The sequence below is a fragment of the Pseudomonas fluorescens genome (assembly GCF_001648775.1).
Lineage (GTDB): Bacteria > Pseudomonadota > Gammaproteobacteria > Pseudomonadales > Pseudomonadaceae > Aquipseudomonas > Aquipseudomonas fluorescens_M.
This window is the reverse complement of the sequence record NZ_LVEJ01000007.1, coordinates 41,287-56,821: the sequence shown is the minus strand read 5'-3', so window position 1 is coordinate 56,821 and position 15,535 is coordinate 41,287. Positions and strand designations below refer to the sequence as shown.

The 15,535-nt window shown below is 58.5% G+C and carries 19 protein-coding genes; 12 read left to right on the top strand and 7 right to left on the bottom strand.

All coding sequences use genetic code 11. The annotated features are described in order from the left end of the window. Window positions 1–48: 48 nt before the first annotated feature. The 3 genes from A8O26_RS08280 to A8O26_RS29925 all read left to right on the top strand — a co-directional run bounded on the left by A8O26_RS08280 (window position 49) and on the right by A8O26_RS29925 (window position 1,268). Entirely contained in the window at window positions 49–747 is a 699-nt protein-coding gene (locus A8O26_RS08280) for an AzlC family ABC transporter permease (protein ID WP_064117566.1), read from the top strand. Further along, window positions 747–1,058: an AzlD domain-containing protein gene (locus A8O26_RS08275; protein ID WP_172828132.1), complete on the top strand. Its 312-nt coding sequence runs from the start codon at window positions 747–749 to the stop codon at window positions 1,056–1,058. The genes A8O26_RS08280 and A8O26_RS08275 overlap by 1 nt, the downstream gene beginning before the upstream one ends. Before the next feature lie 63 nt (window positions 1,059–1,121). After that, window positions 1,122–1,268 carry a hypothetical protein gene (locus A8O26_RS29925; RefSeq protein ID WP_172828131.1) on the top strand — a complete coding sequence of 49 codons (147 nt, stop codon included), beginning with the start codon at window positions 1,122–1,124 and terminating at the stop codon, window positions 1,266–1,268. Between the two features lie 47 nt (window positions 1,269–1,315). Here A8O26_RS29925 and A8O26_RS08270 read toward each other — a convergent pair whose 3' ends face one another. The 4 genes from A8O26_RS08270 to A8O26_RS08255 all read right to left on the bottom strand — a co-directional run bounded on the left by A8O26_RS08270 (window position 1,316) and on the right by A8O26_RS08255 (window position 4,458). Continuing rightward, entirely contained in the window at window positions 1,316–1,588 is a 273-nt protein-coding gene (locus tag A8O26_RS08270) for a hypothetical protein (RefSeq protein WP_064117564.1), read from the bottom strand. 253 nt (window positions 1,589–1,841) lie between these two features. Then, window positions 1,842–2,522 (bottom strand): SOS response-associated peptidase, encoded by a 681-nt coding sequence (locus A8O26_RS08265; protein WP_064117563.1) that lies wholly within the window; start codon window positions 2,520–2,522, stop codon window positions 1,842–1,844. 47 nt (window positions 2,523–2,569) lie between these two features. Further along, window positions 2,570–3,412 (bottom strand): ABC transporter permease, encoded by an 843-nt coding sequence (locus A8O26_RS08260; protein ID WP_064117562.1) that lies wholly within the window; start codon window positions 3,410–3,412, stop codon window positions 2,570–2,572. A gap of 59 nt (window positions 3,413–3,471) precedes the next feature. Further along, window positions 3,472–4,458, bottom strand: coding sequence for an aliphatic sulfonate ABC transporter substrate-binding protein (locus tag A8O26_RS08255; protein WP_064117561.1), 987 nt, complete (start codon window positions 4,456–4,458; stop codon window positions 3,472–3,474). A gap of 294 nt (window positions 4,459–4,752) precedes the next feature. Between A8O26_RS08255 and A8O26_RS08250 the strand changes: the two genes are divergently transcribed. The 3 genes from A8O26_RS08250 (at window position 4,753) to A8O26_RS08240 (ending at window position 7,094) form a co-directional block, all read left to right on the top strand. Further along, window positions 4,753–5,700: an ABC transporter substrate-binding protein gene (locus A8O26_RS08250; protein ID WP_064117560.1), complete on the top strand. Its 948-nt coding sequence runs from the start codon at window positions 4,753–4,755 to the stop codon at window positions 5,698–5,700. A gap of 131 nt (window positions 5,701–5,831) precedes the next feature. Beyond that, window positions 5,832–6,731, top strand: a complete 900-nt coding sequence (locus tag A8O26_RS08245) for a polysaccharide deacetylase family protein (RefSeq protein WP_064117559.1) — start codon at window positions 5,832–5,834, stop codon at window positions 6,729–6,731. A gap of 111 nt (window positions 6,732–6,842) precedes the next feature. Further along, entirely contained in the window at window positions 6,843–7,094 is a 252-nt protein-coding gene (locus A8O26_RS08240) for a DUF1652 domain-containing protein (protein ID WP_064117558.1), read from the top strand. Here A8O26_RS08240 and A8O26_RS08235 read toward each other — a convergent pair. Next, window positions 7,089–7,451 (bottom strand): NUDIX hydrolase, encoded by a 363-nt coding sequence (locus A8O26_RS08235; protein ID WP_064117557.1) that lies wholly within the window; start codon window positions 7,449–7,451, stop codon window positions 7,089–7,091. The genes A8O26_RS08240 and A8O26_RS08235 overlap by 6 nt on opposite strands. A 315-nt stretch (window positions 7,452–7,766) precedes the next feature. Next, window positions 7,767–8,006 (bottom strand): hypothetical protein, encoded by a 240-nt coding sequence (locus A8O26_RS08230; protein WP_008085812.1) that lies wholly within the window; start codon window positions 8,004–8,006, stop codon window positions 7,767–7,769. Window positions 8,007–8,192: 186 nt separating this feature from the next. On the opposite strand from A8O26_RS08230, the gene A8O26_RS08225 reads away from it, so the two are divergent. Next, a complete protein-coding gene (locus tag A8O26_RS08225; RefSeq protein ID WP_064117556.1) occupies window positions 8,193–8,528 on the top strand; it encodes a hypothetical protein in 336 nt (111 codons plus the stop codon). A gap of 80 nt (window positions 8,529–8,608) precedes the next feature. Here A8O26_RS08225 and A8O26_RS08220 read toward each other — a convergent pair whose 3' ends face one another. Continuing rightward, the gene (locus A8O26_RS08220; protein WP_064117555.1) at window positions 8,609–9,157 is read right to left on the bottom strand and encodes an RrF2 family transcriptional regulator; all 549 of its coding nucleotides are present in this window, start codon (window positions 9,155–9,157) and stop codon (window positions 8,609–8,611) included. Between the two features lie 295 nt (window positions 9,158–9,452). On the opposite strand from A8O26_RS08220, the gene A8O26_RS08215 reads away from it, so the two are divergent. From A8O26_RS08215 to A8O26_RS08195, 5 genes are all read left to right on the top strand, one after another. Further along, window positions 9,453–10,658: an NAD(P)/FAD-dependent oxidoreductase gene (locus A8O26_RS08215; RefSeq protein ID WP_064117554.1), complete on the top strand. Its 1,206-nt coding sequence runs from the start codon at window positions 9,453–9,455 to the stop codon at window positions 10,656–10,658. Between the two features lie 283 nt (window positions 10,659–10,941). Further along, window positions 10,942–11,454: a formaldehyde-activating enzyme gene (fae, locus tag A8O26_RS08210; protein ID WP_064117553.1), complete on the top strand. Its 513-nt coding sequence runs from the start codon at window positions 10,942–10,944 to the stop codon at window positions 11,452–11,454. 10 nt (window positions 11,455–11,464) lie between these two features. Continuing rightward, window positions 11,465–12,499, top strand: a complete 1,035-nt coding sequence (locus tag A8O26_RS08205) for an aldo/keto reductase (protein WP_064117552.1) — start codon at window positions 11,465–11,467, stop codon at window positions 12,497–12,499. Further along, entirely contained in the window at window positions 12,496–13,929 is a 1,434-nt protein-coding gene (locus A8O26_RS08200) for an NAD-dependent succinate-semialdehyde dehydrogenase (protein ID WP_064117551.1), read from the top strand. Before A8O26_RS08205 ends, A8O26_RS08200 begins: the two co-directional genes overlap by 4 nt. A 98-nt stretch (window positions 13,930–14,027) precedes the next feature. Continuing rightward, window positions 14,028–15,392 (top strand): MFS transporter, encoded by a 1,365-nt coding sequence (locus A8O26_RS08195; protein ID WP_064117550.1) that lies wholly within the window; start codon window positions 14,028–14,030, stop codon window positions 15,390–15,392. The last annotated feature ends 143 nt before the right edge of the window (window positions 15,393–15,535 follow it).

Here is a 15,535-nt window from a genome sequence, read left to right as displayed (position 1 = left end):
CAGTTTGCTGGCACAGTCGTTGACCGTTTTCCTGGTTGAAGAACGTTTATGTCTGACTCAGTTTTGCCGCGCAGTGCGTTTCTTCGCGGCGCTGCGGCGATCATGCCGCTGTCTCTGGCCACCGCCCCGTGGGGGTTGTTGGCCGGTTCCATGGCGATCGAAGCCAACCTCACGCCGCTGCAAGGCCAGGGCTTGTCGAGCATCGTGTTTGCCGGTGCGGCGCAGTTGGTGGCGATCGGCATGCTCAAGGGCGGTGCGGGGATTTTCTCGATTCTGCTGACCACGTTGCTGCTGACGTCGCAGCATTTGTTGTATGGCATGAGCATGCGTTCGGTGATTTCGCCGCTGCCGGGGCGCTGGCGGATTGGCCTGGGTTTTTTGCTCACCGATGAACTGTTCGCCCTGACCAGCCAGCATGACCGCCAGCAGTTCAATCGCTGGTATGCGCTGGGTGTGGGGCTGACGTTCTACGTCGCCTGGAACCTGTTCACCCTGGCCGGCATCGTGCTGGGCAGCAGCATTCCCGGGCTGGAACATCTGGGGCTGGATTTCTCGATTGCCGCCACGTTTATCGCGTTGATCACACCGGTGGTGCGTAACGTACCGACGGTGGTTTGCGTGGCGGTATCGTTGTTCTGCTCGGTGCTGTTCAGTTACTGGCAATGGGGCTCGGCGCTGGTATTGTCGGGATTGGCGGGAATGACTGCAGGGTTTATCTGCAACAAGCTGTATCGGGGGCGCACATGATGGTTTGGGCAGTGATTTTCGGCATGGGGATTCTGGTGTTTCTCAACCGCTACGTGTTTCTCGAGCCACGTTTGCCGGTGCGTTTGAGCAGCAACGCGCGGCAGTTTCTGGGTTTCGCGGTGCCGGGCATGCTCACCGCCATCTGCGGGCCGATTGTGTTCATGCCGGACAAACAGCTGAATTTGCAGTGGGATAACCCGTATCTGCTGAGTTCGCTGGTGGCCGTCGGTCTGGTGCTTTACACCCGTAATACTTTGCTTAGCATGCTGTTAAGCATGGCGTTCTTCTTTCTCTTGCGTTGGTGGTTGTAAGTTGTCTGATGAAAACTGTTCTACGCTGTAAGGATGACAGCTTACTTGTGACGGGAGGTGGGCATGGCGACTGAGCAAAAACAGCCGAAAGTGGATGAAGAACAGCAGGATGAGCCGACGCCAGAAGAAATCGAGCGTGAGAAGCACAAGGAACAGACCTGGAAGCACGATGATGGCAGGGAGCTATCCGATCCAGATCGCAAGTTCTGACGGACTGATACGAAAAAGCCCCGCAAGAGCGGGGCTTTTTCGTGGTTTTAAAGATCGTCCAACTGCGTGAAGTCGGGGTGTGAAGCCCGATATCCCAAGGTTCTGTCGATCCACGCATTGAGCTCGTTGACCATCACCGGCGGATGGCCGGGATACGCTTCGAGGGTGGTGCGCAGGATGCGTTCGATGTCGGGCACGGTACGCAGGTTTCGGGTCTTGATGTAGTGGCCGATAAAACAGTCGAGTTCAAAGCGTTCTGTCATGGACAGATAAATACACTCCAGGCCGCTGACCTGTTTGATTGCAAAATCGTCGCGCAACTTATTTCTCTGCAAGGCTTGTAGAAGTTGTGGGGGATTCCTGATTTGTTGACTCTTTGGTCAACTGGTATACCAATCGGAAATGCGGCGCGCATGCTATCCGTAGTGCCTCTAAATGTATGTATGACGATTGAAATGTCAGACAGGCGGTTAGTTCGCTCAAACGACTGTTTTTTTGGTGCTGTTTCACCGATGAAACAACGTCTGTAAAGATCCTGCGTCACCTGAATAGACGCATGACGCAGGCGGATTTTTAGGCCACTTCATCAATCAATCGGGCGCCCTGGTTGCGCGAGTTGCCTACGGCTTTGTCGACTTTGTGCCAGGTGAAGACCTCGCTGTCTTCGCCTTCGAACAGCAGCATTTGTTCGGCACGTTCGACCGGGGTGGCCGGGTCGAGCCATTCGTGGGCGCGTTGGGCGTCGAACACCACGGGGCGGCGGTCGTGGATGTCGAGCATGCCGCCCATGCTGTCGGCGGTGATGATCACGAAGCCATCGTCGTCACGCGCGGCGGCATCGGCAGTCGGAAACTGGCCGATGGCGGCGCAGAAAATCGCTGCGCGATCGGCCCGGCGGATCAGCCACGGTTGGCGCGTTTTCTCTCCTGCATCGACCCATTCGAACCAATTGTCGACCGGCACAATCAGCCGATGACGCCAGATCGCCCGAAAGAACGCGCCGTGGGCGACTTTCTCGACCCGCGCATTGATCGGTGCTGCGCGATCCTTGGCCCAATGCGGACGCCAGCCCCAGCGCAAGTTATCGGCATAAAGCCGCTGCTCGTGCTGATGAAGGACCGCCAATGAGGTAGTCGGTGCGGCGTTGTAGCGATTCAGCGGCGCGTCGCCGACGTGATTGAGCAACGCATCGGGAATGCTCAACACCGCGACGAAATCGTGAATACCACGGTACTGCGAGAGTCGTCCGCACATCGGCTGAATCTCCTCTTGGAGATTTCAGCTTAGTCGCCTCTGCGCAATCACTCCCTGGCGTCCTGACCGGTGAACGTATCGCGCCACTTCAAACAGCGCCGTTCCAGCGCGGCAAGCAAGCCATCACTGAGTTTACCGAGCAAGGCCAGCACGATAATCGCTGCCAGCACGATGTCCGGTCGCGAGGTTTCGCGCCCGTCGCTGAGCAGGTAACCGAGGCCTTTGGTTGCCGCAATCAACTCGGCGGCGACGAGAAACATCCATGCCAGGCTCATGCCGCTGCGCAACCCGGTGAACAGGCCGGGCAGGGCGGCCGGCAGCAGAATCCGCCGCACCAGTTGCCAACGGCTGAAGCCATAAATGCGCCCGACCTCGACCAGTTTGCGATCGATATTGCGGATCGCCGCGACCACGTTGACGTACACCGGAAAGAACGCGCCGATGGCGATCAGAACGATTTTCGAGGTCTCGTCGATGCCCAGCCACAGCAAAAGCAAAGGCACCCAGGCCAGACTCGGTATGGCGCGTAACGCGGCGAACGTCGGCTCCAGGTACGCCTCGGCTTCGCGACTCAAACCGACCCATGCGGCAAACACCAGCGCCAGGCTGGCGCCAATGGCAAAACCCAGCAGCACCCGCGCAAGGCTGGCCGCGATGTGCTTCCACAGGGCACCTTCGGCAAGGTCGGCGAGGGTCAGGGCGATCTCGCTTGGCGCCGGCATCTGGTAGGACGGCAACCAGCCGAGGCGTACGATAATTTCCAGAACAATGATGATCAGCAGCGGCAAGGCCAGGCCTTTGAATCGGCGCTGCCAAGCAGGGTTGATCGGCGAGGGGCGTTTGCGCGCGACAGTGAATGGCGCGGGCAAGTCTTTGCTGTGGCTGGGCATGGTTGGCTCCGCACGCAGAAAATCCGCGACGCGCGCGGATTCGCTGGATGCCTGGTCGATTACTGGCGGGCGACGGCTTGCTGGACACCGTTATCGAGCAATTGGTCGATGACCTGATCGACATTGACGCCACGGCGCACCAGTTCTTCTGAGACCAGAATCGGCGCGGCGGCTTTGGAGGCGAGCACATCGTTGGCAGTCAGTTGCGGGCTGCTCAAATCAGTGCGCGACAATTGCAGCTTGGCCACCTCCAGTGGCAGGCCGGATTCCTTGGCGAGGAGGGCGGCGAACGCATCGGGATTTTTCAACGCCCATTCGCGGGCTTGTTCGTAGGCCTTGATCACCGTGTCGATGGTTTGCGGATGCTCCTTGGCGTATTGCTCGGTGACGCTGACCACGCCGTAACTGTTGAACGCCGGGTTGCGATACAGCAAGCGCGAACCGGCCTGCACCTGGCTGGCGGCCATGTGCGGATCAAGCCCGGCCCAGGCGTCGACATCACCTTTTTCCAGTGCGGTACGACCGTCGGGGTGTTGCAAGTGCACCAGTTCCACGTCGTCCTTTTTCAGCCCGGCCTGTTGCAGGCTGCGCAGGGTGAACAGGTACGGGTCGGTGCCTTTGGTCGCGGCGATTTTCTTGCCTTTGAGGTCGGCAATCGACTGGTACGGCGAATCCTTGCGCACCACCAACGCGGTCCATTCCGCACGGCTGTAAACGTAAACCGATTTGATCGGGCTGCCATTGGCGCGGCTGAGCACGGCGGCGAGGCTGGCACTGGACGCGAAGTCGACGCCGCCGCTGTTGAGGTACTCCAGCGAGCGGTTGCTGCCCTGACTCAACACCCAGCTGACTTTGGTATTCGGCAGGGCTTTTTCGAGAAAGCCGAAATTTTTTAGGACCAGACTGACCGGTGAGTAATAGGCGTAATCGAGGTGCACTTCCGCCGGAGCGGTTTCAGCAGCATTGGCCAGTGGTTGCAGGCTCAGAGCCATGGCACCGATGGCCAGCAGCGTTTTCAGACGGGACAACGGGAACAACGATTTCATGTGAGCGCTCCGGCAAAGGCACAGATTTCTTATGTCCAAAAAGATATTTTTATCGAATGCTTCCTGCATGAATGGAATATTGCAGGCTCTGTGCCATAAGTGCCGGGTCCCCGGTTTAACGGGGTTTGACCAGTTTTTTGCCGATTCAAGGTGTTGCGTGGTGAACAGTGTGGTGAGGCACTGTTGCGCAGTGAACAGCAGCACTCATCAGTGATGAGCTTATGCGTTAATCGAATTTCAAAAGCCTTATTTAACAGCGTTATGTTCTATGCAATTTCCTTTGCAGGACTCGCCATGAAGCTTTCCCGTTTCCTACGCAGCGCGTTGACCGCTGCACTGTTCGCATCACCACTTTCCTACGCTGCCGAGCCTTTGGTCCTGCATGTGGGTGACCAGAATTACTACAACATTCGCGCGTCGATAGAAGCGTCCGGGGTGTTGAAAGATGCGCCTTACACCGTTGACTGGAAACATTTCCAGGCGGCCGCACCCCTGGCCGAGGCCTTGCAGACCGGTGCGCTGGATCTGGGTTTTCTCGGCGATTCAGGTTTTCTGTTCCTTGCCGCCAAACAAGCCCCGGTGAAGTTGATCGGCGTTTCCCGGCAAAACCCCGACACCATCGCATTGCTGGTGCCCAAGGATTCGCCGGTGAAAACCATCGCCGATCTGAAAGGCAAGAAAGTCGCCTATTGGCCCGGTGCCTGGAGTCAGCAACTGACCTTGCGTGCCCTGGAGCAGGGCGGACTGCCGGAGGATTACGTCGACTTCGTCAAACTGATGCCAATCGATGCCGCCGCGGCGTTGCCCCAGGGCAGCATCGATGCGTTCCCGGTGTGGGAACCCTACATTTCCCAGCAGATCGTGTTTTCCGGGGCGCGACCGATTCTGACCGCGAAAAACCTGATGCCCGGACTCAGCGCCATCGCCGCGTCTGCGCCGTCAATCGACAGTAAACGCGAAGCCATCGCTGACTTTCTCGGGCGTTTAAAACAGGCACGTGCCTGGGTCGACAGCCACACCGATGAATACGCCGACCTGTGGGCGAAGAAAGCCAATCTCGATCAGGAGGTTTCGCGGCACTGGTTGCGTCAGGCGCACATGAGCGTCGGGCCGGTGGATCAACAGGCGGCAGCCGATCTGCAAAGCACTGCCGATTTCCTGTTTAAAGTAAAAGCGCTGCCGGCGCCGCTGGCGACTGCCGGAATTATCGACACCTCGTTTCAGCAGGCGCTGACACGCTGAACAAGCGCCGGAACCAAACCCTGTGTACCTTATCCAACCACGGCTCGCAGTTTCGGGCGCAGGGATGGATAAGGGCGAGGGAGTTTTGCCAATCGACCACATGACGGCAGCCGTCGGGCTCAAGGCAAAACATGATGTGCGGATTCAAACTTCTGTGTGCGGCGGTCATGGCGTTGGCATTGGCCGGGTGCATTGCCGCGCCGATCGAAATGACCGCGCAAACCGAAACCCGCCTCCAGGCTCAGGCGCCGGTGCGTTTTCTGTTGACGTTCGATGATGGCCCCAGTGCGTCAAGCTTCTGGAATCCGTCGGCGACGGTGCTCGACAGCCTCAAGGACAACCCGATTCAGCCAGATATCAAAGCCGTGTTCTTCGTGCAAACTCGCGCCCCGCGAGCGGGCAACAGCGAGATCGGTCGGGCCATCATGCGGCGTGAGCACGCGGAGGGGCATATCCTCGCTTTCCATACTGCGACTCACTGGCACACCAACCATCGTTCGCTCGACCCGCAACAGCTTGAGGACTCGCTGAATTTCGGCACTTCGGATATCGCTGCCATTACCGGCGCACCACCGATACTGCTGCGTCCGCCATTCTGGAACTATGACCAACGCACTTTCGCGGCCTATCAACAGCATGGACTACACGTGCTGTTGACCGATTTGAGCGCCAATGACGGCAAGATCTGGGGCTTTAATGCCAGTCCGCGGCGGCGGGCGAACATGCTGCGGCAGTTGTCAGAAGTTCGCGAGCAGATCGCGTTGGGCAAGTTTGCGACGGTGGATGGCGTGATCCCGGTGGTGGTGACGTTCCATGACCTTAACCGCTATACCGCGCGGCACACCCGCGAGTATTTGCAGATCCTGCTGGACAGCGCCGCGGCGACCGGTGTGAAGCTGGCGGCGCAGCCGTTCTATGATGATCACGCCGCGCTGGAAAAAGCCGCGTTGGCTCGCACCGTTCAGCAAAGTTTGCAGCCGGTGAATTTGCCGGGCATCTGGGGCTGGATCTGGGATCACGACGCTCACTGAGGACGTGCCCGAAAAATGTGATTGAGTTGGCATTTTTGTATCGGGCAAGACACAAAGTGCTCATCTATGCTCTACGGGTCGACCGACTCATCGCCTGCGAGGCGTCCACTCATGCTTGCCATTGCCGATATCTGCCGGATTGTCGAATCCGGCTTTCCTGCGTCCAAGTGCGATTGCATTCCGAACGCGCAGGGACTGCTGCAAATAAAGGTGTATGAGCCAGACAGCGGGCATGTCGAGTTATTGCTCAATGGCGTATCCCCGGAACATCTCGTCACCATCCGTGACATTTCCAACTTCATCGGTGAGTTACGCACGGAAATGAGTGCAGGGCGCCGGGCGTTCGCCGGTTGGCCTTTATAAACGCCGTTGAAACGCCTGAACGATGCGCAGTGTCGCTTCGCTGGTGCTCAAATTCTGCACGGCATCCAGCGGATGCCAGATGCAATCGATAATCTCGTTCTGAGCGCGCAGCTGTTCAAAATCCGCCACTGAAGCTTCATAAACGTGATGCCGGGTGCTGCCGCTCTGCAGTTCCATCAAATACAACACATCCTCGGCATCCAGTCCGGTTTCTTCCTGCAATTCGCGCACGGCAGCCTCCGCTCGAGTTTCTCCGGACTCGACTTTGCCCCCGGGCAAGGTCCAGCGGCAGTGGGGTTTGCGGACCAGGAGAATGTGGCGATCCTGTTCGCAAATGACGGTGGCGCGTACTTTCATCTGTTACCTGTTTACGTCTTGTCACAAAAGTGAAATAAATTTGCAATATTCGAGCCGGGCCCGGTTTTAAAGGTTCCGATGGGATTTGGAGCGATGGGCTGTGCGAAAAGTGCCAGCACCTTGACAGGCAAGTGGCGGAAGTGCACTCAGGGTGATCGACTGGCGTCGTTTGGCAGCCGAGAAGAAGCGCTGGCGTTTCCCGGCTACAAAAAACGCTCGAAGCGCGCGCAAAGTCACACAGCCAGTTGAACGGCTGCAAAAAAACAGCCCCGGTGTTTGCCGGGGCATTTGTTTGGGGAAGGGGACGAGTGGGTGTCAGTGGACTTTGGTTCGGCTGATGGCGCGTGCCTTCACTTCCTTGGCATACAGTTGCAAGCGTTCTTCATCGCTTTGCAGGACCTCGCAGGATCTCAGCACGGTTTGTGCGTCCGCCTCGTTGCCGGATTTGCGCAGTTGCTCAGCGATACGCTTGAGGTCGACTGCCGACCAGCGTAGATCCGAAGCAACGCTTTGCAGGTCGCGCTGAAGTTCGTGTTCGTATTCATTGAGCCGCATGATCACCTCCTGAACATTCTCGGTAGAAAAGAGTAGTCGCATTTTTTACCGGTGGGGCAACGCTCGTCTGTCATTGGACTGAACGGATGTAAAAAATTGTCCAATCACCATAGTGGGCGCGGTGCCACGATGGATGTGCGCTAGCTTAAACGTTACATTCGTTTTTTTTCAGAACAGGGAAACACCATGCGGAGATGGATAGGGAGTCTGGCGTTGGCCATGTTGGCAGGTTGTTCGTTGCCGGCATCGCTGGTACCGGGGGAGCCGAATATCAGCAAGACCAGTGGCAAGACACCTAAAGACTATGCCGCGTGTGTATTGCCGCTGTGGCAGCAGGACGTCGCGAAGACCTCGCAGACATCGATTTCCAACGGCTATCGCATCACGGCGCCCAGCATCATTACCGCCGACGAGATTCTCGATATCGTCAAATACAAGGATGGCAGCCGGGTCTCGTTGTATCAGGGGCCGCCGTGGGCCAAGTCCGGATCGTTGCGAAAATCGGTGCGTGATTGCCTGTAACGACACGTTCAGATGCACAAAAAAGCAGAAACCGGATCAACGGTTTCTGCTTTTTTTTTGCCTTCTTGCTGCTTGAAAGATCAGCCGGAAATGTCGGTCAGCGTAATGGTGCCGACGTTGCCCTTTTTCTCGCGGCGATCCTGAATCCAGTCTTCGACTTGCTGGCCGAACTCTTTTGGCGCTTTGCGCCCGACCTTTCGGGCGATGTCGAGAATGGTCTGCTGGGCGAGGGCTTCTTCCATGCGTTGTTGCGCGGTCATCATGGCGGCGTGAATCGAGCAGGTGCCTTCGACGGCCCATCCCGGCGCATTGCCTTCAAACAGGGCGCAACGCCCACGAATGTCGCGGCATTCGAAAATGTTCTTGCGGCCATCGATGGCCTTGACGATGTCGAGCAGGGTGATTTCGTCGGCCGGCCGCGCCAGGCTGAATCCGCCGCGCACGCCTTCAGACGCCACCACCAGTTTGCTCTTGGCCAGTTTGGTGAAGATTTTTGCCAGGTATTCCACCGGCACGCCTTGCAGTTCGGCGAGGTCGCGCACGCTGGCTTCGCGTGTATCGCCGGTGCTGGTGACCAGAAAGGCCAGGCAATGAATGCCGTATTCGACGCCTGCGCTGTAAAGAGACATAGGTAAGTCCGACTTGATTTGTCGTAAATGTTATCAGCCTGAAACGCCATCGGCAATCCGCTTGGTCAGGCGGATTTGCATCAATATCTGTTCTTCGCGCCTAGTAATCAGGGTTCTTCTACCTTTTATGGCATTTTCATTGATATCGAAAAAACAGATTAAACCTATCGAATAATCTGACTTGTGAGATTTATATCCGATCAATAGAGTCGGCGATATTGAGTGGGCAGCGACTGGCTCTCCACAAATCCGATTTCCCCTCTTTCAACCGTTTGGCGTTTTCTGGAGAAACACAATGAAGCAGCAGATTCTGATCGTCGGTGCGGGTTTTGGCGGTATGTGGTCGGCATTGAGTGCTACGCGTCTGGTCGATCTGCAGGGTCGCGACGACGTCGAAATCAGCGTGCTCGCGCCGCAGGCCGAACTGCGTGTGCGTCCGCGTTTCTATGAGCCAAATGCACATCAACTGGCTGCACCGCTGCATGAACTGTTCGAAGCAGTCGGCGTTCGCTTCATCAAAGGTGCGGCGGAAACCATCGATGTGGCGAAAAAAACCGTCGGTTACATCGATGCTGCCGGCGGCAAGCAAGTGTTCCACTACGACAAACTCGTTTTGGCCAGCGGCAGTGGTCTGGCGCAGTCGGCCACACCGGGTGTGGCGCAGTACGCCTTTGACGTCGATCAGATCGAAGCGGCGATTCGTCTGGAAGCTCACCTGAATGCCTTGAAAGACCTTGCGGAAAATCTGGCGCGCAACACCGTTGTCGTCGCCGGTGGCGGTTTTACCGGGATCGAAACGGCGACTGAAATGCCGGGGCGTCTGCGTGAAATCCTTGGCGAGCAGACCGATATCAAGGTGATCATCGTCGATCGCGGGCAGAAAATCGGCGCCTCCATGGGCGAAGAAATCAGTCAGTCGATCCTCGAAGCCAGTGAAGAGCTGGGCGTCGAGTGGCGTCTGGGCGTGTCGGTGCAGTCGGTCGATGGCAACGGGGTGACGTTGTCCGATGGTCAGCACATCGAGGCGAAAACCGTGGTCTGGACCACCGGCGTGCGTGCCAGCTCGCTGACCGAGCAAATCCCCGCCGAGCGCGATAAACAAGGCCGCCTGCACGTCGACGCACACCTCAAAGTCATCGGTCAGGACGACATCTTCGCCACCGGCGATGTGGCCTACGCGGCGACTGACGACATCGGCAACTACGCGTTGATGACCTGCCAGCACGCGATTTCGCTGGGTCGACACGCCGGCAACAACGTCGCTGCGCAGATTCTCGGTGTCGACCCGACGCCGTACAGCCAGCCAAAATACGTGACGTGCCTGGATCTCGGTGCCTGGGGCGCGGTGTACACCGAAGGCTGGGATCGTCAGGTGAAACTGGTCAAGCAGGAAGGCAAAACCCTCAAGACCCAGATCAACACTCAGTGGATCTATCCGCCGGCGGCTGATCGCGTGAGTGCTTTGGCGGCGGCTGATCCGCTGATTCCTGTGGTCGCGTAATCCACTCCACATCAATCAATCCCGCTCCTTGAGCGGGATTTTTTTGCCCAAGCAAAAGGGCTATGACTAAAACTCATTGCCCCATGATTTTTAATGGTTACGGCCGGCTCCAGCCCCGGTGTTAAAAAATCGCAAACACAGCTCATCAATAACAAGCAGAGAGCGTTTGCAGCCATGTCCCATTTCTCCCGCCGTCTCTCCCCGCGCCCGTTATTGACCGCGCTCGCCTCCAGGCTTGCGTGAGCTATCGAACATCCCTCGTATCGCACAAGAGTAAAGACTGATGAAAGAACTCGACCTGTACATCGGTGAAGGTTTCGAAGGCCCGGGCGTGAACGCCGCACACATCAATATTCTGATCGGCCCGCGTAACGGCCCGGCCGGGCAGGCGTTCGCCAACAGCCTCGCCTCACCGAGCCAAGGCCACTGCCCGTTCATGGTGATTGCGCAGCCGAACATTCCGGTCAAACCGATGACCTTGTACGTCAACAAAGCGGCGATCAGCAGCGACCTGCACGGCAACGCCACGTGGGGCGCCTCGCAAGCCGGGATCGCCAAAGCCGTGCTCGAAGCACTGCTCGACGGCACCCTGCCGCCGGAAGCCGAAGACGAGTGGGCGATTGTCACCGCCAACTGGGTCAACCCGGGCTGCGATGACCTCGACGCGGTGTACCTGAACAACTACAACGCCTGCCGTACCGCGATCCGCGCAGCCCTGACCGGCAAGCCGCAAACCGCGCAACTCAAAGACGTCGTTGCGCACATCAGCAACCCTTTCTACACGCCAAAAGCCTGAGGTCGCCGCCATGCAATACATCCGTTTGGGCAACTCCGGCCTGCAAGTTTCGCGTCTGTGCCTGGGCACCATGAACATGGGCACGCCGGACTGGAAACCGTGGATCTTCAACGAAAAACAGAGCGAGCCGATCGTCGCGCATGCGCTGGATAACGGCGTGAATTTCATCGACCTCGCCGACTTCTATTCCGCCGGTGTCGGCGAAGAAGTGGTCGGGCGCATCGTCAAGCGTCTGGCCCGTCGCGAAGACCTGGTGATCACCACCAAGGTCGGTTACGGCACCCGCAGCGGCATCAACGCCAGCGGCCATTCGCGCAAGCACATCATGGACAGCATCGACGCCTCGCTGAAGCGTCTGGACATGGATTACGTCGACGTGTTCATGCTGCATTACTTCGACGTGAACACCCCGGTAGAGGAAACCATGGGCGCCTTGAATGACATCGTGCGCGCCGGCAAGGCCCGTTATATCGGTGTCTCGACCATGCTCACCGGGCAACTGGCGAAGATCCTCATGGCCTGCGAGCGCAATGGCTGGGTCAAGCCGATCAACATGCAGCTGCAACTGAACTGCGCCTATCGCGAGGAAGAACGCGAGATGATTCCGTTCTGCCGCGATCAGGGTATCGGTGTGTCGGTGTTCAGCCCCTTGGCGCGCGGTCTGTTGACCGGCGATGTGCAATCGACGCGCAACCAGACCGACTTCTTCACTCAGCAGATGTACAGCGACGAAGCCTCGTTCGAAATCGCCCATTCGGTGCAACGCGTCGCTCGTGCTCGCGGTGTGTCGAATGCGCAGATCGCGCAGGCGTGGGTGGCGAATCATCCGGGCGTCGATTGCATGCTGGTCGGTGCGGACACCACCGCGCAATTCGACAGCGCGTTGGCCGCACTGGAAACCAGACTTGATGCGGACGAATTGCAGGAGCTGGAACGCAATTACACCCCGTGCGATGTGATCAACGATTACACCGCCGGTAAACGCATCCTGCGCTCGGCGCGTCCGGGCCTGGAGCGTTTCACTTTGCAGGGGGCGGTGGCATGAGCGATTTGATCCGGCACGGCAATTTTATCGACGGCCAGTGGGGGCAGGGCGGTGCGACCTATCCGGTGCGCAACCCGGCCAATGGCGAGCTGATTGCTGAGGTGCAGAAAGCCGGCTCCGAAGCAACCAGCCTGGCGATCGACGCCGCCAATCGCGCACTGCCGGCGTGGCGCAAGTTGACCGCGAAGGAACGCAGTCAACGCCTCAAGCGCTGGAGCGAGCTGATGCTCGCCAATCAACAGGATCTGGCCACGCTGCTCAGCCGCGAACAAGGCAAGCCGCTGGCCGAGGCCATGGGCGAAGTGGTTTACGCAGCGAGTTTTCTCGAATGGTTCGGCGAGGAAGCCAAGCGTGCCTACGGCGATGTGATCCCGAGCCACAAGGCCGATGCGCGGATCATCGTGGTCAAGGAAGCCATCGGCGTGGTCGCGGCGATCACGCCATGGAACTTCCCGCTGGCGATGGTTACTCGCAAGGTCGGGCCGGCGCTGGCAGCGGGCTGCACGATGATTCTCAAACCGTCGGAAGAGACGCCATTGTCGGCATTTGCATTGGCCGTGTTGGCCGAGCAAGCGGGCATTCCCGCCGGCGTCTTTAACATCGTGTCCGGCGATGCGGTGGCTATCGGCGGCGCGCTGCAGGCGTCGAGCATCGTGCGCAAACTGTCGTTCACCGGTTCCACCCGCACCGGCAAACTGCTGATGCGTCAGGCTGCCGACACATTGAAAAAGGTCTCGCTGGAACTGGGTGGCAACGCGCCGTTCATTGTCTTCGACGACGCCGATCTGGATGCCGCCGTCAAAGGCGCGATGGCCTCGAAATTCCGCAACACCGGGCAGACGTGCGTGTGCGTCAATCGCTTCTTTATTCAGGACAGCGTCTACGAAGCCTTCACCGGCAAGCTGGCGGAAGCGGTTGCCGCAATGCGCATCGGCAATGCACTGGACGGTGAAACCGAGCAGGGCCCGCTGATCAACACCGCCGCATTGGCCAAGGTCGAAAGCCATGTCAGCGATGCTCTGGAGAAGGGCGCGACGCTGTTGTGCGGCGGTCGTCGTCACGCCTTGGGCGGCACGTTCTACGAGCCGACCATCCTCACCGAAGTCAACGGCGACATGCTGATCGCGCAGGACGAAACCTTCGGCCCGGTGGCGGCGTGCTTCCGCTTCAAGGACGAGGCCGAGGTGCTGGAACGCGCCAATGACACGCCGTTCGGTTTGTCGGCGTACTTCTACAGCCGCGACATCGGCCGGGTCTGGCGTATGGCCGAAGGGCTGGAAGCGGGTATGGTCGGGATCAACGAAGGGATCATCTCCACCGAGGTCGCACCGTTCGGCGGGATCAAGGAATCGGGCCTCGGGCGCGAAGGTTCGAAGTACGGTCTGGATGACTATCTGGAGATCAAATACCTGTTGATGGGGGGGCTGTAACCCTCAGCGAAATCCCCTTGTGGGAGCAGACTTGCTCCCACATACAACAAAGCAAGAGCAATCGGTTTCTCCGTCAATAACAACAATTGGAGACGAACATGTCCGCTCAACCCATAAAAATCGACGACCTGCCCATTGGCCGGTTCCACATCAAGATCGCTGGCCTGACCTTCGGCGCGCACTTCACCGACGGCTACATCCTTGGCCTGATCGGCATCGCGTTCACCTTGCTCAGCCCGCAGATGCAGCTGGATGCGTTCTGGCAAGGCTTGATCGGCGCGTCGGCGTTGATCGGGCTGTTTCTCGGCAGTCTGTTTTTCGGCTGGATCTCGGACAAGGTCGGTCGGCAGAAAATTTTCCTGGTCAGTTTTGTGCTGATCACCGTCGCTTCGGTGATGCAGTTCTACGCCGAAACCGCCATGAGTCTGTTTCTTTGCCGGGTGTTGATCGGCATCGGATTGGGCGGTGATTTCAGCGTCGGCCACGCGATGCTGGCCGAGTTCTCGCCGAAGAAACATCGCGGTGTTTTGCTCGGTTCGTTCAGCGTGATCTGGACCTTCGGTTACGTGGCCGCGACCTTTGTCGGCACGGCGATGCTCAGCCTTGGCGATGATGCCTGGCGCTGGATGCTGGCCTCGTCGGCAATCCCGGCAGCGTTGATTCTGATCGCGCGTATCGGCACGCCGGAATCGCCACGCTGGCTGGTCAATCAGGGGCGCATCGCCGAGGCGCGCGCGATCGTCAAAAAGCATTTGGGCGATAACGTCGAACTCGACGAAACCCGCTCCACGGAAACCCGTTCGGGTTACGCCGTGCTGTTCAGTCGTGAGTACCGCAAGCGCACGGCGTTCAACTGTCTGTTCTTCGTGTGCATCGTGATGCCGTACTTTGCGATCTACACGTTCCTGCCGTCGATTTTGCAGAAGATGGGCCTGGCCGAAGGGTTTGGCACTGAGTTGATGTTGAACATGCTGCTGATCCTCGGTGCGCTGATCGGCATCTGGTGCACGATCAAATTCACCCGGCGCGGATTCCTGATCAACTCGTTCATCATTCTTGCGCTGGCGCTGTTTCTGCTGGCGGTGCTGCCGGGCAGTGCGGCGTGGCTGATGGTGCTGGTGTTTGGTCTGTTCACGCTGGTGTTGTCGGCGGTGAGCAATCTGGTCGGGGTGTTTCCGGCGGAAAGCTTTCCGACCGAGGTTCGCGCCAGCGGGATCGGTCTGGCGACGGCGGTGAGTCGTTTGGGTTCGGCCGTCAGTACGTTCCTGTTGCCGGTGAGTGTGGCCGGGATCGGCTTGAGTCCGACCATGGGCATCCTCGCGGCGATTCTGGCGATTGGCGCGTTGCTGTCGTGGGCGTGGGCGCCGGAGACCAAGTCGCTGACGCTGAGCCAGGCGTGCAAGGCGCAGAGTCCGGTGGAGGGCAGTTCGATTGTCGTGAGTAAAGTCGCCAGGCCGATTTGATGTGTAGTGCTTCAAAGGCCTACCCCCTCACCCCAACCCTCTCCCCCCAAGGTGGGCGAGGGGAAAGGGGGCCGATCTTTGTGGCTTTCAAGGTTTGCGTTCGACTCGAGATTTCAGATCGGTGTCCGCCATACATACACCCC

Excerpts from the sequence above, each read along its gene's own strand:
- A8O26_RS08280 (WP_064117566.1), top strand. The coding sequence starts at position 49 with ATGTCTGACTCAGTTTTGCCGCGCAGTGCGTTTCTTCGCGGCGCTGCG.
- A8O26_RS08275 (WP_172828132.1), top strand. The coding sequence starts at position 747 with ATGGTTTGGGCAGTGATTTTCGGCATGGGGATTCTGGTGTTTCTCAAC.
- A8O26_RS29925 (WP_172828131.1), top strand. The coding sequence starts at position 1,122 with ATGGCGACTGAGCAAAAACAGCCGAAAGTGGATGAAGAACAGCAGGAT.
- A8O26_RS08265 (WP_064117563.1), bottom strand. The coding sequence starts at position 2,522 with ATGTGCGGACGACTCTCGCAGTACCGTGGTATTCACGATTTCGTCGCG.
- A8O26_RS08260 (WP_064117562.1), bottom strand. The coding sequence starts at position 3,412 with ATGCCCAGCCACAGCAAAGACTTGCCCGCGCCATTCACTGTCGCGCGC.
- A8O26_RS08255 (WP_064117561.1), bottom strand. The coding sequence starts at position 4,458 with ATGAAATCGTTGTTCCCGTTGTCCCGTCTGAAAACGCTGCTGGCCATC.
- A8O26_RS08250 (WP_064117560.1), top strand. The coding sequence starts at position 4,753 with ATGAAGCTTTCCCGTTTCCTACGCAGCGCGTTGACCGCTGCACTGTTC.
- A8O26_RS08245 (WP_064117559.1), top strand. The coding sequence starts at position 5,832 with ATGATGTGCGGATTCAAACTTCTGTGTGCGGCGGTCATGGCGTTGGCA.
- A8O26_RS08240 (WP_064117558.1), top strand. The coding sequence starts at position 6,843 with ATGCTTGCCATTGCCGATATCTGCCGGATTGTCGAATCCGGCTTTCCT.
- A8O26_RS08235 (WP_064117557.1), bottom strand. The coding sequence starts at position 7,451 with ATGAAAGTACGCGCCACCGTCATTTGCGAACAGGATCGCCACATTCTC.
- A8O26_RS08230 (WP_008085812.1), bottom strand. The coding sequence starts at position 8,006 with ATGCGGCTCAATGAATACGAACACGAACTTCAGCGCGACCTGCAAAGC.
- A8O26_RS08225 (WP_064117556.1), top strand. The coding sequence starts at position 8,193 with ATGCGGAGATGGATAGGGAGTCTGGCGTTGGCCATGTTGGCAGGTTGT.
- A8O26_RS08220 (WP_064117555.1), bottom strand. The coding sequence starts at position 9,157 with ATGTCTCTTTACAGCGCAGGCGTCGAATACGGCATTCATTGCCTGGCC.
- A8O26_RS08215 (WP_064117554.1), top strand. The coding sequence starts at position 9,453 with ATGAAGCAGCAGATTCTGATCGTCGGTGCGGGTTTTGGCGGTATGTGG.
- fae (WP_064117553.1), top strand. The coding sequence starts at position 10,942 with ATGAAAGAACTCGACCTGTACATCGGTGAAGGTTTCGAAGGCCCGGGC.
- A8O26_RS08205 (WP_064117552.1), top strand. The coding sequence starts at position 11,465 with ATGCAATACATCCGTTTGGGCAACTCCGGCCTGCAAGTTTCGCGTCTG.
- A8O26_RS08200 (WP_064117551.1), top strand. The coding sequence starts at position 12,496 with ATGAGCGATTTGATCCGGCACGGCAATTTTATCGACGGCCAGTGGGGG.
- A8O26_RS08195 (WP_064117550.1), top strand. The coding sequence starts at position 14,028 with ATGTCCGCTCAACCCATAAAAATCGACGACCTGCCCATTGGCCGGTTC.